Source organism: Sulfitobacter sp. R18_1 (genome assembly GCF_017743915.1).
GTDB lineage: Bacteria > Pseudomonadota > Alphaproteobacteria > Rhodobacterales > Rhodobacteraceae > Sulfitobacter > Sulfitobacter faviae.
Genome location: NZ_JAGHRG010000008.1, coordinates 212,105 through 227,773, shown reverse-complemented (window position 1 = coordinate 227,773; position 15,669 = coordinate 212,105). Strand labels below are relative to the sequence as shown.

The 15,669-nt window shown below is 63.0% G+C and carries 14 protein-coding genes; 6 read left to right on the top strand and 8 right to left on the bottom strand.

What is annotated here, in order from left to right; translation table 11 throughout:
* Positions 1 to 26: 26 nt before the first annotated feature.
* On the bottom strand, positions 27 to 1,490 hold the full coding sequence (locus tag J7392_RS16735) for an AMP nucleosidase (RefSeq protein WP_067262140.1): 1,464 nt from the start codon (positions 1,488 to 1,490) through the stop codon (positions 27 to 29).
* Positions 1,487 to 3,289 (bottom strand): adenine deaminase, encoded by a 1,803-nt coding sequence (gene ade, locus J7392_RS16730; RefSeq protein WP_209218579.1) that lies wholly within the window; start codon positions 3,287 to 3,289, stop codon positions 1,487 to 1,489. The genes J7392_RS16735 and ade overlap by 4 nt, the downstream gene beginning before the upstream one ends.
* Positions 3,290 to 3,412: 123 nt before the next feature.
* Here ade and J7392_RS16725 point away from each other — a divergent pair, with 123 nt between their 5' ends.
* A complete protein-coding gene (locus J7392_RS16725) occupies positions 3,413 to 4,657 on the top strand; it encodes a glycosyltransferase family 4 protein (protein WP_209218578.1) in 1,245 nt (414 codons plus the stop codon).
* A 2-nt stretch (positions 4,658 to 4,659) separates the two neighbouring features.
* Here J7392_RS16725 and J7392_RS16720 read toward each other — a convergent pair whose 3' ends face one another.
* Positions 4,660 to 5,778, bottom strand: coding sequence for a polysaccharide biosynthesis/export family protein (locus J7392_RS16720; protein WP_209218577.1), 1,119 nt, complete (start codon positions 5,776 to 5,778; stop codon positions 4,660 to 4,662).
* 129 nt (positions 5,779 to 5,907) lie between these two features.
* Here J7392_RS16720 and J7392_RS16715 point away from each other — a divergent pair, with 129 nt between their 5' ends.
* The 5 genes from J7392_RS16715 to J7392_RS16695 all read left to right on the top strand — a co-directional run bounded on the left by J7392_RS16715 (position 5,908) and on the right by J7392_RS16695 (position 11,140).
* Positions 5,908 to 6,813 (top strand): NAD-dependent epimerase/dehydratase family protein, encoded by a 906-nt coding sequence (locus J7392_RS16715; RefSeq protein WP_209218576.1) that lies wholly within the window; start codon positions 5,908 to 5,910, stop codon positions 6,811 to 6,813.
* A gap of 10 nt (positions 6,814 to 6,823) precedes the next feature.
* On the top strand, positions 6,824 to 7,435 hold the full coding sequence (locus J7392_RS16710) for a sugar transferase (protein WP_209218575.1): 612 nt from the start codon (positions 6,824 to 6,826) through the stop codon (positions 7,433 to 7,435).
* Positions 7,436 to 7,675: 240 nt separating this feature from the next.
* Positions 7,676 to 9,559: a nucleoside-diphosphate sugar epimerase/dehydratase gene (locus J7392_RS16705; protein WP_209218574.1), complete on the top strand. Its 1,884-nt coding sequence runs from the start codon at positions 7,676 to 7,678 to the stop codon at positions 9,557 to 9,559.
* Positions 9,560 to 9,665: 106 nt separating this feature from the next.
* On the top strand, positions 9,666 to 10,520 hold the full coding sequence (locus J7392_RS16700; protein WP_209218601.1) for an SDR family oxidoreductase: 855 nt from the start codon (positions 9,666 to 9,668) through the stop codon (positions 10,518 to 10,520).
* A gap of 26 nt (positions 10,521 to 10,546) precedes the next feature.
* On the top strand, positions 10,547 to 11,140 hold the full coding sequence (locus J7392_RS16695; protein WP_209218573.1) for an exopolysaccharide biosynthesis protein: 594 nt from the start codon (positions 10,547 to 10,549) through the stop codon (positions 11,138 to 11,140).
* Here the strand turns inward: J7392_RS16695 and dxs are convergent.
* From dxs to J7392_RS16670, 5 genes are all read right to left on the bottom strand, one after another.
* Positions 11,137 to 13,065, bottom strand: coding sequence for a 1-deoxy-D-xylulose-5-phosphate synthase (gene dxs, locus J7392_RS16690; RefSeq protein ID WP_209218572.1), 1,929 nt, complete (start codon positions 13,063 to 13,065; stop codon positions 11,137 to 11,139). The two genes, J7392_RS16695 and dxs, sit on opposite strands and share 4 nt — an antisense overlap.
* A 41-nt stretch (positions 13,066 to 13,106) precedes the next feature.
* Positions 13,107 to 13,988 carry a farnesyl diphosphate synthase gene (locus J7392_RS16685; protein WP_209218571.1) on the bottom strand — a complete coding sequence of 294 codons (882 nt, stop codon included), beginning with the start codon at positions 13,986 to 13,988 and terminating at the stop codon, positions 13,107 to 13,109.
* An 8-nt stretch (positions 13,989 to 13,996) separates the two neighbouring features.
* On the bottom strand, positions 13,997 to 14,239 hold the full coding sequence (locus J7392_RS16680; RefSeq protein ID WP_067264990.1) for an exodeoxyribonuclease VII small subunit: 243 nt from the start codon (positions 14,237 to 14,239) through the stop codon (positions 13,997 to 13,999).
* A gap of 109 nt (positions 14,240 to 14,348) precedes the next feature.
* Complete coding sequence (locus J7392_RS16675; protein ID WP_209218570.1) at positions 14,349 to 15,050, bottom strand: response regulator; 702 nt, start codon at positions 15,048 to 15,050, stop codon at positions 14,349 to 14,351.
* Positions 15,047 to 15,559 carry a MarR family transcriptional regulator gene (locus tag J7392_RS16670; RefSeq protein WP_067264985.1) on the bottom strand — a complete coding sequence of 171 codons (513 nt, stop codon included), beginning with the start codon at positions 15,557 to 15,559 and terminating at the stop codon, positions 15,047 to 15,049. The genes J7392_RS16675 and J7392_RS16670 overlap by 4 nt, the downstream gene beginning before the upstream one ends.
* Between the last annotated feature and the right edge of the window lie 110 nt (positions 15,560 to 15,669).

Sequence of the window (15,669 nt, the reverse complement as noted above, 5' to 3'; positions counted from 1 at the left end):
CATGCGATTTTCCGCTGTTTCTAGCCCTATAGGAACGCCGTTTCGTCGAAGGACCGAAGTTTCCGGCTGTGGATCCGCTCCAGCGGCATACGTCGCAGCAGCTCCATGGCGCGGATGCCGATCATCAGATGGCGGGCGACTTGGGTTTTGTAGAAGTCCGACGCCATGCCGGGCAGTTTCAACTCCCCATGCAGCGGTTTGTCCGACACGCATAGCAGCGTGCCATAGGGCACCCGGAAGCGATAGCCATTGGCGGCGATGGTCGCGCTTTCCATATCCAGCGCCACGGCACGGGACTGGCTCAGCCGTTGCACCGGGCCGGACTGGTCGCGCAGCTCCCAGTTGCGGTTGTCGATGGTGGCGACGGTGCCGGTGCGCATGATGCGTTTCAGCTCATAGCCCTCAAGCTGGGTGACCTGCGCCACCGATTGCTCCAGCGCGATCTGGATCTCGGCCAGCGCCGGGATCGGCACCCAGACCGGCAGGTCGTCGTCGAGAACGTGATCCTCACGCAGATAGCCATGCGCCAGCACGAAATCACCCAAAGCCTGCGTGTTGCGCAGACCGGCGCAGTGGCCGACCATCAGCCATGCATGTGGGCGGAGCACGGCAATGTGGTCCGTCGCCGTCTTGGCGTTGGACGGCCCGACGCCGATGTTGACCAGCGTGATGCCCGACCCATCCGCCCGCTTGAGGTGATAGGTCGGCATCTGCGGCGTCTTCAGCGTCTCGGCCAAGGGCGCATCGGGGTCGGTGATCTCGGCATTGCCAGTCGAGACGAAGGCGGTATAGCCGCTTTCCGGGTCGCGCAGCATCTCGCGGGCGTATTGCTCGAATTCCGTCACATAGAACTGGTAGTTGGTGAACAGTACATGGGTCTGGAAATGCTCAGGATCCGTGGCCGTGTAATGCGCCAGCCGCGCGAGGGAGTAATCGACCCGCTGCGCGGTGAAGGGCGCCAGCGGGCGCACGTCATCCTCGGGCACATAGGTGCCGTTGACGATATCGTCATTGGTGGTCGACAAATCCGGCACGTCAAAGACATCGCGCAGGGTGAAATCGGCGGCCCCCTCCTGCGGCACGTTCAGCGCGTTGTCGCCGGACATGGCGAAATGCACCGGGATCGGCGTGGTCGAAGGGCCGACGATCACCGGCTGGTCGTGGTTTTCGATCAACAGGCCGATTTGCTGGATCAGGTAGTTCCGAAACAGATCGGGCCGGGTGATCGTCGCCGCAAAGGTGCCGGGAGAGGAGACATGCCCGAAAGACAGCCGCGTATCCACATGCGCATAGGAGGAGGTGCGAAACCGCAGCTCAGGGTAAAAGGCGCGGACGCGGGCATCGGGGGCCGAGCTCTCCATCGCCTTGGCAAAAGACTCCCGCAAGAAGGTGGTGGCCTGCTGATAGAGTTCGGTCAGACGGTCCACGGCAGCGGTCGCATCGCGGAAGCTTTCCGGGTTCGGGGTGTCCGGGGTCAGGATCGTTGTCATGTTTGCGGCTCTAACAAAGGTATGATTTCAAATTTCTGCACATCGACCAGCCCAAGGTCCGAGATCCGCAGTTCGGGGATCACCACAAGGGCCAAGAGCGAATGCTGCATATAGGCGTTGTTCAGCTTGCAGCCACAGTCGATCATCGCCTGAACGAGGGCTTCGGCATCGGCGGCGACCTCAGCGGCGGGACGGTCGGACATCAGCCCGGCGATCGGCAGGGCGACCAGCGCCAGCTCCTCGCCTTCGCGGAAGATGGTGATGCCACCACCCACTTCGCGCAACCGGTTGGCGGCGCGGGCCATCTCCTCGGCATCGGTGCCGACGACGATCATGTGGTGGCTGTCATGCGCCACGGTCGAGGCCATGGCCATGCGCCCCTCGTAGCCGAAGCCCGAGACGAAGGCGTTGGTCACCGTGCCGGTGGCGCGGTGGCGCTCGACCAGCGCGATCTGGCAGACCTCGCCGCTGCCCTGCACGCGGCCTTCGGTCACCGGCAGTTCGAACTTCAGCGCCCGTGTCGGGGCTTGGTTCTCGACCACGCCGATGACATTGGCGGTGACGGCATTGGCGCCCTCGGGGGCGGGGATGTCGAAGTCCGCCGCCGCAAGGTCGCGCGCCATGTTCACGGTATTGCGCGCGGTGCCAGGCCAGTCGAGATGCGGGCAATCGACAAGGCAGTCGCCGCTCTCGGCCACGACCTCGCCCCGGGCGATCACCATCTCGACCGGGAAAGAGACAAGGTCCGAGGTCAGGATCACGTCGGCGCGGCGGCCCGGGGTGAGCGAGCCGATCTCGCGCTCCAGCCCGAAATGCGTGGCGGTGTTGAGCGTTGCCATCTGCAACGCCACCAGCGGGTCGCAGCCGCAGTCGATGGCATGGCGCAGCACGCGGTTCATGTGGCCCTCGTTGGTGATCGTGCCCGAGTGGCTATCGTCGGTGCACAGGATCATGTTGCGCGGATCGAGGCCCTTTTCGGTGATCGCGGTAATCTGCGTCTTCACGTCGTACCAGGCAGAACCGAGCCGGATCATCGAGCGCATGCCCTGCCGCATCCGCGCCACGGCGTCAGCCTCGCAGGTGCCCTCGTGATCGTCCGCCGGGCCGCCGGCCACATAGGCGGCGAAGGCCGGGCCGAGGTCGGGGGAGGCGTAATGCCCGCCCACGGCCTTGTTCGCGCGTTGCGTGGCCGCGATTTCGGCCAGCATCTGCGGATCGGCGTTGCTGACGCCCGGAAAGTTCATCATCTCGCCCAGGCCAACGATGCCGGGCCATGTCATCGCCTCGGCCACGTCCTCGGCGGTGATCTCAAAGCCCGTGGTCTCCAGCCCCGGGGCCGAGGGCGCGCAGGAGGGCATCTGCGTGAAGATGTTGATCGGCTGCATCAGCGCCTCATCATGCATCATGCGCACGCCGTCGAGACCCAGCACATTGGCGATCTCATGCGGGTCGGTGAAGGCCGAGGTGGTCCCATGCGGGATCACCGCGCGGGCGAACTCGGCCGGGGTGAGCATGGTGCTTTCGATATGCATATGCCCGTCGCAAAGGCCGGGGGCCATATAGCGGTCCTTGGCGTCGATGATACGGGTATCATCGCCGCGGCAATGGCTGGCATCAGGCCCGACAAAGGCGATGCGCCCGGCGGCGATGGCGATGTCATGGTCGGGCAGGCATTCGCGGGTGTGGACATTGACCCATGTGCCGCCGGTGATGATCGTGTCGGCCGCGCGCCGTCCGGCGGCGACCTCGACCAATTGCGCGGCCACATCGGGCCAAGAGGGGAACGTTTTATCTGTCATGTCCAAAGGTGACACAGGGCCGGGGGAGGTTCAAGCGATCACGCCATCGGAAAAGGCGCGCGATGTTGCCAGAGCGCGCCGCTTGCGGCTAACTGGCGCGCAAGGAATTTACGGAACGATTATATGAATTTTCTCTTTGTGCACCAGAACATGCCCGGCCAATACCGGGAATTGATACAATGGCTGGCGCAGGCGGGCGGGCATCGCATTTATTTTCTGACCCAACGTCAGAATGCGCCGCAGCTGCCGGGGGTCGAAACCCGTGTCTACCGCCCCCATCACCGCCCCGACGAGAAGGCCTATGGTCTCTCGCGCATTTGGGAGGAAGCCGCAGGCAATGGGTTCGGCGCCGTCAACGCCGCCCAGCAGATCGAAACGCGAGAGGGGTTTCGCCCCGACATCATCATCGGCCACGTCGGTTGGGGGGAGTTAAGTTTCTTCAAACAGCTTTGGCCGGATGTGCCGATCATCGGTTATTTCGAGTATTACTATAACATGACCGGCGGGATGGTCGGCTTTGACCCAGCCGAGAAAATCTCGGCCCATGCGCCCTACCTCAACCATGCCCGCAACATCGTGCCGCTGGCCAATATTGAAACCGTTGATCTGGGCCATTGCCCGACCTATTGGCAGCGCGACCGTTTTCCCGAGAGCTTTCACCGCAAGCTCTATGTCCGACACGACGGCATCCGCACCGATCAGCTTTTGCCCGATCCGGATGTGAGCCTGCGTTTAGGGCGTTTGGCGCGGCCCGTGACGCGCGAGGATGAGATCATCACCTATGTCGCGCGCAATCTGGAAAAGACCCGCGGCTTTCACACGATGATGCGCGCACTGCCGCGTATCTTGGCCGAGCGGCCCCATGCGCGGGTGGTGATCGTCGGCGGCAATGAGGTCTCCTACGGCAAGCAGAGCGATCATCCCGGCGGTCTGCGCGGAGAGATGGCGGCGGAATTGCAGGATCGGGTCGATTGGGACCGCGTGCATTTCGTGGGCAAAGTGCCCTATCCCGACTTCAAGAAGCTCGTGCAGATCAGCCGCTGTCACATCTATCTGACGATGCCCTTCGTGCTGTCTTGGTCCCTGCTCGAAGCCATGTCGATGCAGGCCACGATCGTCGCCTCTGACGTGGCCCCGGTGCGCGAGGCCGTGACCCATGGTGAAACCGGCCTGCTGGTGGATTTCTTCGACCCCGATGCGCTGGCAGCGCAGGTGGTAGAGGTGCTCGCCCGTCCGCAGGATCACGCCCATCTCGGCCCGGCGGCGCGGGCACATGTGGTCGAGAATTATGATTTCCTGACCCGCTGCTTGCCCGAACACCTTGCGCAGATCAACGCATTGGTGCCCGAGGGCAAGCGGATCGGCTAGGGTCAGTTGCTGAGGTTTCCGGCGGTATTCACCAGCCCGAAGACCGAACCGACAAGGCCCAGAATGGTGCGGGTGTCCGACAGCGGGCTTTCCGTCGCGAGCACCAGATCGCCGGATTGAATATGGAAATTCCGCGCCGAGAACAGCCCGTCGGATGTGGTCAGATCCAGCGTGAACACCACCCGCGTGCGGCGCGGGCCGCGCACGCCCGCACTCACCGCGCTGGCAGGGTATTCGCGCAGGATCAGAATGCCTTCGGGATCGGCGCGGGATTCGTTCACCCCGCCGATGATCGACAATGCATCCAGCGCCGAGACTTCGTCGCGGTTGAAGGGAAACTGTGCCTCCCGCCCGGCGGCGCCCAGCGACAGGAAGTAGCGGCGGTCATCTTCGATGATCAGCTTATCGCCCCCGATCAGCCGGGTGTCGAGGCTTGGGTTCTCATAAAGCCGGTCGATCGAGGTGGTATAGATATTGGCGCCGCGCAGCAGTTTGACCTGCGGGTTTTCGATACTGGAGAGCACGCCGCCGCCAGCTGAGATTGCCGCGAGAACGGTGAAGTTGTTGTCTGGCATCAGGATATTGCCGGGCTTGTTGACCCCGCCCACGAGGTCCACCGAATTGCCGCGTCCTTCGGTCATCGCCAGTTGCACCTGTGCGGAGGGCACGATTCCCTCAAGCTGCCGTTGAAGCAATTGACGGGCCGAATCCGGTGTGCGGCCAGAGACTTTGATCTTGCCGATATAGGGCATGAAGATGGTCCCGCTTTCCGAGACGCGAATGCCGGGGAGGGTGGCGACTTGTTGAGCCGGGGAGGTCAGCAAGGAGTTATCGCCGCTGTCCCAGACCAAGAGGTCCAGCCGATCGCCGGGGCGGATGACTTGGGCATTTGACCCCCGGCTGGCGCCGATCCAACTATGGCGCTTACTATCGGTTCGGGGCCATTGGGCGACATGGGGCAGAAAGGCATGGGTCACCGGATAGACAGCGATATCCGCATCTGGAGTCTCCGCCGCCCGTGTCACCTCTTTCTGAATGGCGGCACCGCGCGGAAGGTTTGCGCAAGCCGCGAGAGAGGATGCCAGCAGGATCGAGAGGAACAGCTTGCTGAAGTGCTTCATTAGATGCGCATCGCTTCCGAATGTTTTACCGGCAAACCGGGGTATTTGATCAATGTCTAATGTAAAATAACGGGTCTCGCAGAATGCTGCCTGCGCGACCTATGATTACAATTCTATTTCGGCAGGATAATGACTGAACTTATGGCGTCAATGATTTCAATGGGCAATGCGCTTTCGGGCAGGGTTCTGGCATCTGGCGATGTGCTTTTGCTTGGCGCGACGGGGCGGCTGGGCGGCATGCTGCGCCGCCATTGGCCAGAGCCGGAGGCGCTGCGCAGCCAGTCGAGAGAGCCGCGGCCCGGCTTTTATGATTTCAAGCTGCCGAATGCGGAAGAGAGCCAAAGCGATGCAGCCCTCGCAGCCGCGCGTGGGGCAAGGGCGATCATCTCTTTGGCGGGTGTGACGCCAGCCCGGGCGGGGGCTGGGGGTGTTGCCTTGGAAGATAACGCGACTCTCGCCTTAGCTGCGCTGAAACTGGCAGAAACGGCGGGGGTCCCGCGGCTTCTGGTCGCCTCATCGGCGGCGGTCTACGGTGCAGAGGATGGCCCGCTGCAAGAGGAACTGTCCTGCGCTCCGCTGTCGGATTACGGCAGGCAGAAGCTTGCGATGGAAAAGGCGGTGCAAGAGGCCAGCGGTGAGACCGCAGTCACCGCGCTACGGATCGGCAACGTAGCGGGGGCGGATGCGATCCTCGGCGGCTGGCGACCGGGCATGCAGATTGATCGCTTCCCCGATGGCCGCACGCCAAGCCGCAGTTACATCGGGCCGGTGACCTTGGCGCGGGTGCTTCACGCGCTTTGCCGAGCAGACAAACTGCCGCCCATTCTGAACATCGCGGCCCCCGGCGCGGTGGAAATGGGCGCGTTGCTGGATGCGGCGGGGTTGGCGTGGGAGCCCAAACCCGCCCCTGCCGCTGCCATTCCCGAGGTGCGGCTGGATACGAATGCACTTGAACGCCACGTCGATTTCACGCCAGAAACTCAAACGCCCGCCGGTTTGGTGCAGGAATGGCAGCAGGATATGAACAAACGATGAAGACCCATCAATGACTTGGCGCAAGCGCATTTTCGATCTGTTCTTCGCCAGCCTTCTCGTTGTCATCTTGGGGCCGATCCTGCTGGGCTTGCTGGTCTGGCTGCTGGTCAAAGAGGGGCGGCCACTTTTCCATGTGGCCGAACGGATGAAAACGCCGGAAGAGAGTTTCAAGCTCTGGAAACTGCGCACGATGACCGTGGCCGAAGAGGATCAGGGCGTGTCGGGCGGCAACAAGGCCGCGCGGATCACCCCCACGGGCGCATGGCTCAGGGCGCGGCGCTTGGATGAGTTTCCCCAGCTGTGGAACATCCTGCGCGGAGATCTGAGCTTTGTCGGCCCCCGCCCGCCGCTGCGTGAATATGTGGAGCGTTTTCCCGAGGTCTATGCCGAAGTCCTGAAATCCCGGCCCGGCGTGACCGGACTGGCCACGATCCGGTTTCACAAACATGAAGAACGGCTGCTGTCACGCTGCGAGACCGCGGCAGAAACCGATCGTGTCTATTGTCGCACCTGCGTCCCGCGCAAGGCGCAGCTTGATCTAATCTATCAGCGCCATCAAAGCATATGCTACGACTTTGATCTGGTGTTTCAAACCATTAGCAACCTCTTTCGTCGCAGTTAAAGCTTGCGGTTGTCAGCGGAGCGTTGATAGGCAAATTAGCTAAGAATTGGTGTTTCTGCCAAAATCATGGCATTGTTTGCCGAAAATTTAAGCGAATGCAGATTCGAATGGTGATACATTAAGCGCTATTTACTGTTTTTGCGCTTGTTGGCGCTCTCGAAGAGCTCCATGGACAAAAGAGAGCTACTAATAGGTTTCGGTCGCGCTGCGGCTAATATACTCTTAAACAGGAGACAGCGCATGTTGAGCATTATCAAGTCGCTGACCAAACGGCAAAAGCGCGTGATCATGCTGACGCTTGACTCCTGCCTGATCCTGTTAGCTGCCATCATCGCTCTGGCGGTGCGCGGGCTACCTGAACCCTTCGTCGATGCCTTGTTGAATTATGCCCTGACGCTACCCATTACCCTGATCGTCGGCGTCATCGTTTCGATCCGCTTAGGGGTCTGCACCACGCAACTCAACGCCTATGAGACCGCAGCGGTCGGAAGCACCGCGATACTCGGGACCACCCTTGCGGCCGTATCTCTGCTGGGCGCGACCCTTCTGGGACTGGATTTCCCAATCGGCGTGCATGTGATGTTCGGGGCGATCTTTTTCTCTCTGGTGGTGCTGTCGCGGGTCATCTTGTTGCATATCGTGTTGCAAATCTACCGGACGGGCGACGCGCGGTGCCGCGTTTTGATCTACGGCGCAGGCACCACGGGGACGCAACTGGTTTCGGCCCTGCGCGGCCATGAAACGATCGAACCGATTGCTTTTGTTGATGACAATATCGCGCTTCAGGGACTCAACGTCTCGAAGCTGCCGGTCTATTCCCCACGGGGCATCGCTGAACTTACCGTCGAAAAGCAGATCGACCGCGTGTTGCTTGCCGTGCCGTCGCTCAGCACCCCCAAACAGGCCCAGATCGCTCGGCGGTTGGAAAAGCTGGGTCTCGAGGTGCAAACCCTCCCTTCCTTCGCGCAGCTGATCGGCGAAGAGGCTTTGGTCGACAAGCTCTCCCCCGTCTCTCCGAGCCGCTTTTTGAACCGGGATGAGGTGACCCCTTTGATCAACGAAGGGGGCGAGAGCTATGCGGGTAAAGTGGTTTTCGTCTCGGGTGCAGGGGGCTCCATCGGGTCGGAACTGTGCCGCCAAGTGTTGCTTTGTCGGCCCACCAAACTGGTGCTTTTCGAGTTGAGCGAACTGGCCCTCTATAACGCCGACATGGAGATCCGCCAGTTGGCCGAGGGCAGCGATATCGAAATCGTTTCGGTCTTGGGAACGGTGACGGATACCCGGCAGCTGCGCAAAGTGCTGTCGCAACACGGGGTCAATGTGGTCCTTCATGCCGCGGCCTATAAACATGTGCCCTTGGTCGAGGCGAACCCGCTGTCGGGGCTGGTGAACAATGTCCTCGGCACCCATGCTTTGGCCGAACAGGCTGCCCGGGCGGGGGTGGAGCGTTTCATCCTCGTATCCACCGACAAGGCCGTGCGCCCGACCAATATCATGGGCGGGTCCAAGCGCCTTGCCGAACTCGTCATTCAGGATATGGCGCGCAAATATGGCGGCCCGGGCGGTGTCATCTTCTCCATGGTCCGCTTTGGCAATGTTCTGGGGTCCTCCGGGTCGGTCGTGCCACTGTTCCAAGAGCAGGTCAGCCGCGGTGGCCCGTTGACGGTGACGGACCGCGGAGTTGCGCGCTACTTCATGACGGTCGAAGAGGCCGTGCGCTTGGTCCTACAGGCCGGATCGCTGGCCCAAGGGGGCGAGGTCTTTGTTCTGGACATGGGCAAACCCGTGCCGATCCTCAAACTGGCTCGGCAGGTGATCGAGACCGCCGGCTACACCGTGCGGGACGAAGACAACCCGGATGGCGATATCGAGATTGAGATCACCGGTCTGCGCCCCGGCGAAAAGATGACCGAAGAGCTCACGTTGAGCGGTCTGCTGATCAATACGGCCCATCCCAAAATCTATTCCGCGCGGGAAAACGGGCTGCACGAACTCGAAATCGCCTCTGCCCTGCGAGACCTCCGTGAAGCGCTTGTGGCGAATGACGAAGCGCTGGCGCGTCAGGTGGTCTACCGCTGGGTCGAAGGGTTCGCCCGGCCTGAGGCGTTGCGAAAGTCCTCATAGCGAAGTGCAGGGTAGGCTCTAATGATCGCAGCGGATCGACCTCCTGAAAGAGTAAATCCATCGCTTGCCGCTTGTGGTTGCGGCCCAAGCGGGCCACTTTGGCGGTATGGATAAAACGCTTCTTTCCCTTGGCCATGGCTATAGCGCGCGGGCCTTGGCGGCCCGGTTGCTCCCGCAGGGCTGGCGCATCATCGGCACGACCCGCAGCCGCGAAAAACTGGATGAGATTGCCGCCACGGGGGTGGAGCCGATGCTCTGGCCCGGCAGCGATCTGTCTTCGCTTTTGCAAGAGGTGCCCAACCTATTGGTCTCTGCCGGGCCGGGGCCGGAGGGGGATCCGGTTCTGCTGGATTTGCAGGATGAAATCACCGCAGCGGTCCCCCATTTGCGGTGGGTCGGCTATCTGTCGACCACCGGCGTCTACGGCGACCATGGGGGCGATTGGGTGGATGAGACGACACCGCTCACCCCCTCCACCCGGCGCGGCGCGGCGCGGGTGCAGGCCGAGGCGGCATGGGGCGCGATCCCCGGCCTGCCGCTGCATATCTTCCGGCTCGCGGGCATTTACGGCCCCGGGCGCGGGCCATTCGCCAAGGTACGCAAAGGCACGGCGCGGCGCATCATCAAGCCGGGGCAGCTCTTCTCGCGCATTCATGTGGAGGATATCGCCCAAGCCTTGGACCTGTCGCTGGCCAAACCGCAGCCGGGGGCGATCTATAACCTTTGTGACGATGATCCGGCCCCGCCGCAAGATGTGATCGGCCATGCCGCTGCGCTTTTGGGCCTGCCCTTGCCCCCGGCGGTGGACTTCGACAAGGCCGAGATGACCCCCATGGCCCGCAGCTTTTACGCGGAGAGCAAGAAGGTCCGGAACGATCACGCCAAGGCGGCGTTGGGCTGGCAACCGATCTATCCCGATTACCGCTCTGGTCTGGCCGCGCTGCTGGAGGCGGAAGACTGAATCCGAGGCACCGCCAGAGGCACTGAATGCGTCAAGACGAACACACGTTGGCCCATTTGCTGGATAGCATGGAGCGCGCGGCAGAGAAGGAGGCGGTGTCGATCAACGACGTGCTGCATGAGATCGGCGACCGTTCGATCACTCCTCTGATCCTGATCGTTGCCTTGCTGCTGGTCTCACCCCTATCAGGCATTCCCGGCGTCTCGACCCTTGCGGCAGTGACGATCATCCTGCTGGCCGTGCAGGCGGTGACCGGGCGGCGCAGGCTATGGATGCCGCGATTTCTGTTGCGGCGCGAGGTGGCAGGCCATCGGTTGAGCGGCTGCGTGCGCTTTCTGCGCCGCCCTTGCGCTTTCGTCGACGGGCGTTGCAAGCCGCGCCTTCAGTTCCTCACCACCGGGCCGATGCGGTTCATCACGCTGGTGGTGGTCACGATCATCCCGCTCGGTTGGCCCTTTATGGAGGTGCTGCCGATGATGTCATCGCTGGGGGCGGGCACCGTTGCCCTCTTGGTGTTTGGGCTGTTCACCCGCGACGGGCTTTTCGTGCTTTTGGGCTATGTCTGTGTCGTGATCACCTTGGTCGCGGGCGGCCTGCTGGTGCTGACCGCCGCCAGTTAGGCGCGCTGCGCGTCCAAGTCACCGATTCCCAGCACTTCAAGGACCTTGGCGGCGATCTGTTCGGCGTTCATCCCCGCCACGGCATACATATCCGCCGGGCTGGCCTGATCGATGAAGGTATCGGGCAGCACCATGGAGCGGAACTTGAGCCCCTTGTCGAACACCGCCTCATCCGCCAGCAGCTGTGCGACATGGCTGCCGAAGCCGCCGACTGCCCCCTCTTCGATGGTGATCAGCGCCTCGTGGTCTTCGGCGAGCTTGAGGATCATCTCACGGTCCAGCGGCTTGGCGAAACGGGCATCGGCGATGGTGGGGGTGATGCCCTTGGCCCGCAGCTGTTCGGCGGCCTTCTCGACCTCTTCCAAACGGGTGCCGAAGGACAAAAGCGCGACCTTGCTGCCCTCTTGGATCATCCGGCCCTTGCCGATTTCCAGCGGGGTGCCGCGCTCTGGCATCTCAACCCCGCGCCCTTCGCCGCGCGGATAGCGGAAGGCGATGGGGCCGTCGTCATGGGCGGCGGCGGTGGCGACCATATGGCGCAATTCGGCCTCGTCTGCGGCGGCCATGACCACGAAACCGGGCAGGTTGGCGAGGAAGGCCACGTCGAAGGCGCCCGCATGGGTCGGCCCGTCGGCGCCCACAAGCCCCGCGCGGTCGATGGCGAAACGCACCGGCAGGCGCTGGATTGCGACATCATGCACGACTTGGTCGTAACCGCGTTGCAAGAAGGTGGAGTACATCGCGCAGAAGGGCTTCATCCCCGCCGCGGCGAGGCCCGCGCAGAAGGTCACGCCATGCTGCTCGGCGATGCCCACATCGAAGCAGCGGCTGGGGTGGCGTTCGGCGAAAAGGTCTAGCCCGGTGCCGTCGGGCATGGCCGCGGTCACGGCGCAGATCTTGTCGTCCTCGGCGGCCTCGGCCAGCAGGCTGTCGGCGAAGACGCGGGTGTAGCTCGGCGCGTTGGAGGGGGCTTTCTTTTGCTCGCCCGTCACCACGTTGAACTTGGCCGTGGCATGGCCGCGATCCCGCGCGGCTTCGGCGGGGCCATAGCCCTTGCCCTTTTGCGTCTGGATGTGGATCAGGATCGGCCCGGTCGCGCGTTGATGGACGGTGCGCAGCACCGGCAGCAACTGGTCCATGTCATGCCCGTTGATCGGCCCGAGGTAGGAAAACCCGAGGTTCTCGAAGAGCGTGCCGCCCACGGCCATGCCTTTGAGCATATCCTTGGCGCGTTTGGCGCCTTCGCGGAAGGGCTCGGGCAGCAGGCTCACCGCGCCTTTGGCGGCGGCTTTGAAGTCCTGAAACGGCGCTTCGGCGTAGAGGCGGCTCAGGTAGCTCGACATCGCGCCCACCGGCGGGGCGATGGACATCTCGTTGTCGTTGAGGATCACGATCAGGCGTTTCTTTAGGTCGCCCGCGTTGTTGAGCGCCTCATAGGCCATGCCCGCGCTCATCGCGCCATCGCCGATCACGGCGATCGCGTCGCCCAGCCCTTCGGGGATCACACCGCCCAGATCGCGGCCCACGGCAAAGCCCAAGGCCGCCGAGATCGAGGTCGAGCTATGCGCCGCGCCAAAGGGATCGTAGGGGGACTCGCTGCGTTTGGTGAAACCCGAGAGCCCGTCTTTCATGCGCAGGCTGCGGATACGGTCGCGGCGTTCGGTCAGGATCTTATGCGGGTAGCATTGGTGGCTGACGTCCCAGATGATCTTGTCGCGCGGCGTGTCGAAAACCGCGTGCAAAGCGACGGTCAGTTCCACCACGCCAAGCCCCGCGCCAAGATGCCCGCCGGTTTCCGACACGGCCGAGATCGTCTCGGCCCGCAATTCGCGGGCGACTTGGGTCAGTTCGGCATCGGACAGGTGTTTCAGGTCCGCAGGGCGGGTAACCTGATCAAGCAGGGGTGTGGCGGGTTTGTCACTCATCGAGGCCTCTCTGGTGCCGCATTGGCGCATGTGCCGCCCGGCTAGCTGTCGCGGGCAATAACGAAGGCGGCAGCGGCTCGCAAGCTCTGCGCCTCTGGTCCATATTCAGATAGGGCGTCACAGGCCATGTCCACCAATTCGGCGGCGCGGGTCTTGGCCCCGGCCAGCCCAAGGTGGGACACGAAAGTGGCCTTGCCCGCCGCGTCGTCCTTGCCGACCGCCTTGCCCACCGTTTCGGCGTCGCCTTCGACATCGAGGATGTCATCGGCGATCTGAAAGGCGAGGCCGAGGTGTTTGGCATAGGCCCCAAGGGCGGTGGCATCGGCACCGGCCATCCGTGGCCCGGCCATGGCGGACCATTCGATCAAGGCGCCGGTCTTGCCCGCCTGAAGCGCCGTGATCTCGGCCAGCGACAGCGGTGCGGGGGCGGTTTCGGCGGCGATATCCAGCGCTTGCCCCCCGACCATGCCGCCGACGCCTGCCGCTTGGGCGAGGTTGGTCATCAAGGTCAGACGTGCCTCCGCCGGGCAGGGCGCTTGGCCGAGCAGTTCAAAGGCCAGCGTTTGCAGCGCGTCACCGGCCAGAACGGCGGTGGCCTCATCCCATTTGCGGTGCACCGTGGGCTGGCCCCGGCGCAGATCGTCATCGTCCATGCAGGGCAGGTCGTCATGCACCAGCGAATAGGCGTGCAGCGCCTCGATGGCTGCCGCTGCCGGGGCGGCCATGCCGGGGGCGATGCCATGCAGCCGGGCGGATTCGATCACCAGAAAGCCGCGCAGCCCCTTGCCGCCGCCGCAGGCATAGCGCATCGCCTCGGCCACGGGGCCGTCATGCGCGCCGAGCGCGGCGTCGATCTGCGCTTGCGCCAGATCGCGGGCATGGGCAAGCGCCTCTGCCAAGGGACGGGGGGTGGTCTCTTGCATGTGGGCGGTCAAAGCCCTTCGACGGGTTTCAGCCCATTCGGGTTGCCATCGCCATCGAGCGTGATCGCGGCGACCTTCTCTTCGGCCTCTTTCAGCTTGGTCTCGCAGCGCGCCTTCAGCTTGGCCCCGCGTTCGTAAAGCGCGATGCTTTCGTCCAATGCGACATTGCCGTTTTCAAGCTGGCCCAAGACTTTCTCAAGCTCGGCCATGGCGGTCTCAAAGTTCATCTCTTCTACGGGTGTGTCGGACATTGCGCGCCTCGTTGTCGGAATTTCGCGCGACAATAGAACTTCGCGCCGCGCATTGCCAGCGGGCTTGCGTGATGAATTTTACCGGCCCGGTTCAGCAGGCGGGGCGGGGTCAGTCCGGCGCCAGCATATAGCCCGCGCCGCGCACGGTTTGCAGGTATTGCGGCTGTTTCGGATCGCTCTCGATCTTACGGCGCAGGCGGGTGATTTGAACATCGACCGCGCGTTCCTGCGCTTGCCCCCGGTCGCGGCCCAATTCCTCGACCAATTTGGCACGGCTGAGCGCGACACCGGGCTGGGCGGCGAAGATCTTCATCAGCTGCACCTCGGTCGCGGTGAGGCGCACCAGATCGTCGCCCTGCCACATCTCGCCCCGCTCCATGTCATAGCGGATCACGCCGAGCGACAGCACTTTTGGCGCGGTGTCGGCGGCAGAGGTGTCGGGCATCCGGCGCAGGATGGCGTTAATGCGCAGCAGCAGTTCTTTCGGCTCAAAGGGTTTGGGCAGGTAGTCATCTGCCCCAGCCTCCAACCCTTCGATGCGGTTGTCGGTCTCGCCCTTGGCGGTCAGCAGCAGGATCGGCGTTTGCAGGGTTTCGCGCAAAGCGCGGGTCAGGGCCATGCCGTCTTCGCCGGGCATCATCACGTCGAGCACGATGAGGTCGAACTCCAGCCCCGCCAGCACCCGCCGCGCATGGGCCGCATCGCGGGCCGTGCTGACCAGAAAGCCGTTCCGCATCAGGAACTTCTTCAACAGGCTGCGGATCCGCTCATCGTCGTCGACGACCAGCAGGTGCGAGTCGAGATCGTTCATGGGGCGCTTTCGCGCAGCCGGTCAAAGCTCTGGCGCATTTCGGGGTCCATCATGGCCTCCAATACCGTTCTGAAACCGGCCACGGCTTCGGGTCCGGCAGTGCGAAAGGCCAACCGCATCCGCGCGCGCTGCGCGTCCGATAGCTCCTGTTCCAGCTTGCGACCCTCGTCGGTCAGGAACAGATGCCGCTCGCGCTTGTCATTGCGGCCAACCTTGCTCTGCACCAGACCATCGGCAATCAACGTGCGCAAGACACGGTTGAGCGATTGTTTCGTGACCCCGAGGATATTGAGCAGGTTGTTCACCGTCGTACCGGGGGCGCGGTTGATGAAGTGGATGGCGCGGTGATGCGCGCGGCCATAGGCCATATCGGCCAGAATTCGGTCAGGATCGGCAGTGAAACCGCGATAGGCAAAGAACATCGCCTCGATCCCCTGCCGCAGTTGTTCGTCCGTCAAAAACAGCAGGCTGTCGCCGCTGCTAGGGGCCATCATGCGCCCGTCAGCCATAGTGTGTCTCATTCTCTCTCGGGCCTATTGGGGAGCAGTTTACGTCAGCGTTGTTGACATTCCAATAGTGAAAGGCTATCGAATCTCGTGTTTTGCGCAATTAAATGTCT

Coding starts and splice junctions, on each gene's coding strand:
- J7392_RS16675 (WP_209218570.1), bottom strand. CDS start 15,050: ATGAACGATCTCGACTCGCACCTGCTGGTCGTCGACGACGATGAGCGG.
- J7392_RS16680 (WP_067264990.1), bottom strand. CDS start 14,239: ATGTCCGACACACCCGTAGAAGAGATGAACTTTGAGACCGCCATGGCC.
- J7392_RS16705 (WP_209218574.1), top strand. CDS start 7,676: ATGTTGAGCATTATCAAGTCGCTGACCAAACGGCAAAAGCGCGTGATC.
- J7392_RS16685 (WP_209218571.1), bottom strand. CDS start 13,988: ATGCAAGAGACCACCCCCCGTCCCTTGGCAGAGGCGCTTGCCCATGCC.
- J7392_RS16735 (WP_067262140.1), bottom strand. CDS start 1,490: ATGACAACGATCCTGACCCCGGACACCCCGAACCCGGAAAGCTTCCGC.
- J7392_RS16695 (WP_209218573.1), top strand. CDS start 10,547: ATGCGTCAAGACGAACACACGTTGGCCCATTTGCTGGATAGCATGGAG.
- J7392_RS16715 (WP_209218576.1), top strand. CDS start 5,908: ATGACTGAACTTATGGCGTCAATGATTTCAATGGGCAATGCGCTTTCG.
- dxs (WP_209218572.1), bottom strand. CDS start 13,065: ATGAGTGACAAACCCGCCACACCCCTGCTTGATCAGGTTACCCGCCCT.
- J7392_RS16725 (WP_209218578.1), top strand. CDS start 3,413: ATGAATTTTCTCTTTGTGCACCAGAACATGCCCGGCCAATACCGGGAA.
- ade (WP_209218579.1), bottom strand. CDS start 3,289: ATGACAGATAAAACGTTCCCCTCTTGGCCCGATGTGGCCGCGCAATTG.
- J7392_RS16700 (WP_209218601.1), top strand. CDS start 9,666: ATGGATAAAACGCTTCTTTCCCTTGGCCATGGCTATAGCGCGCGGGCC.
- J7392_RS16710 (WP_209218575.1), top strand. CDS start 6,824: ATGACTTGGCGCAAGCGCATTTTCGATCTGTTCTTCGCCAGCCTTCTC.
- J7392_RS16720 (WP_209218577.1), bottom strand. CDS start 5,778: ATGAAGCACTTCAGCAAGCTGTTCCTCTCGATCCTGCTGGCATCCTCT.
- J7392_RS16670 (WP_067264985.1), bottom strand. CDS start 15,559: ATGGCTGACGGGCGCATGATGGCCCCTAGCAGCGGCGACAGCCTGCTG.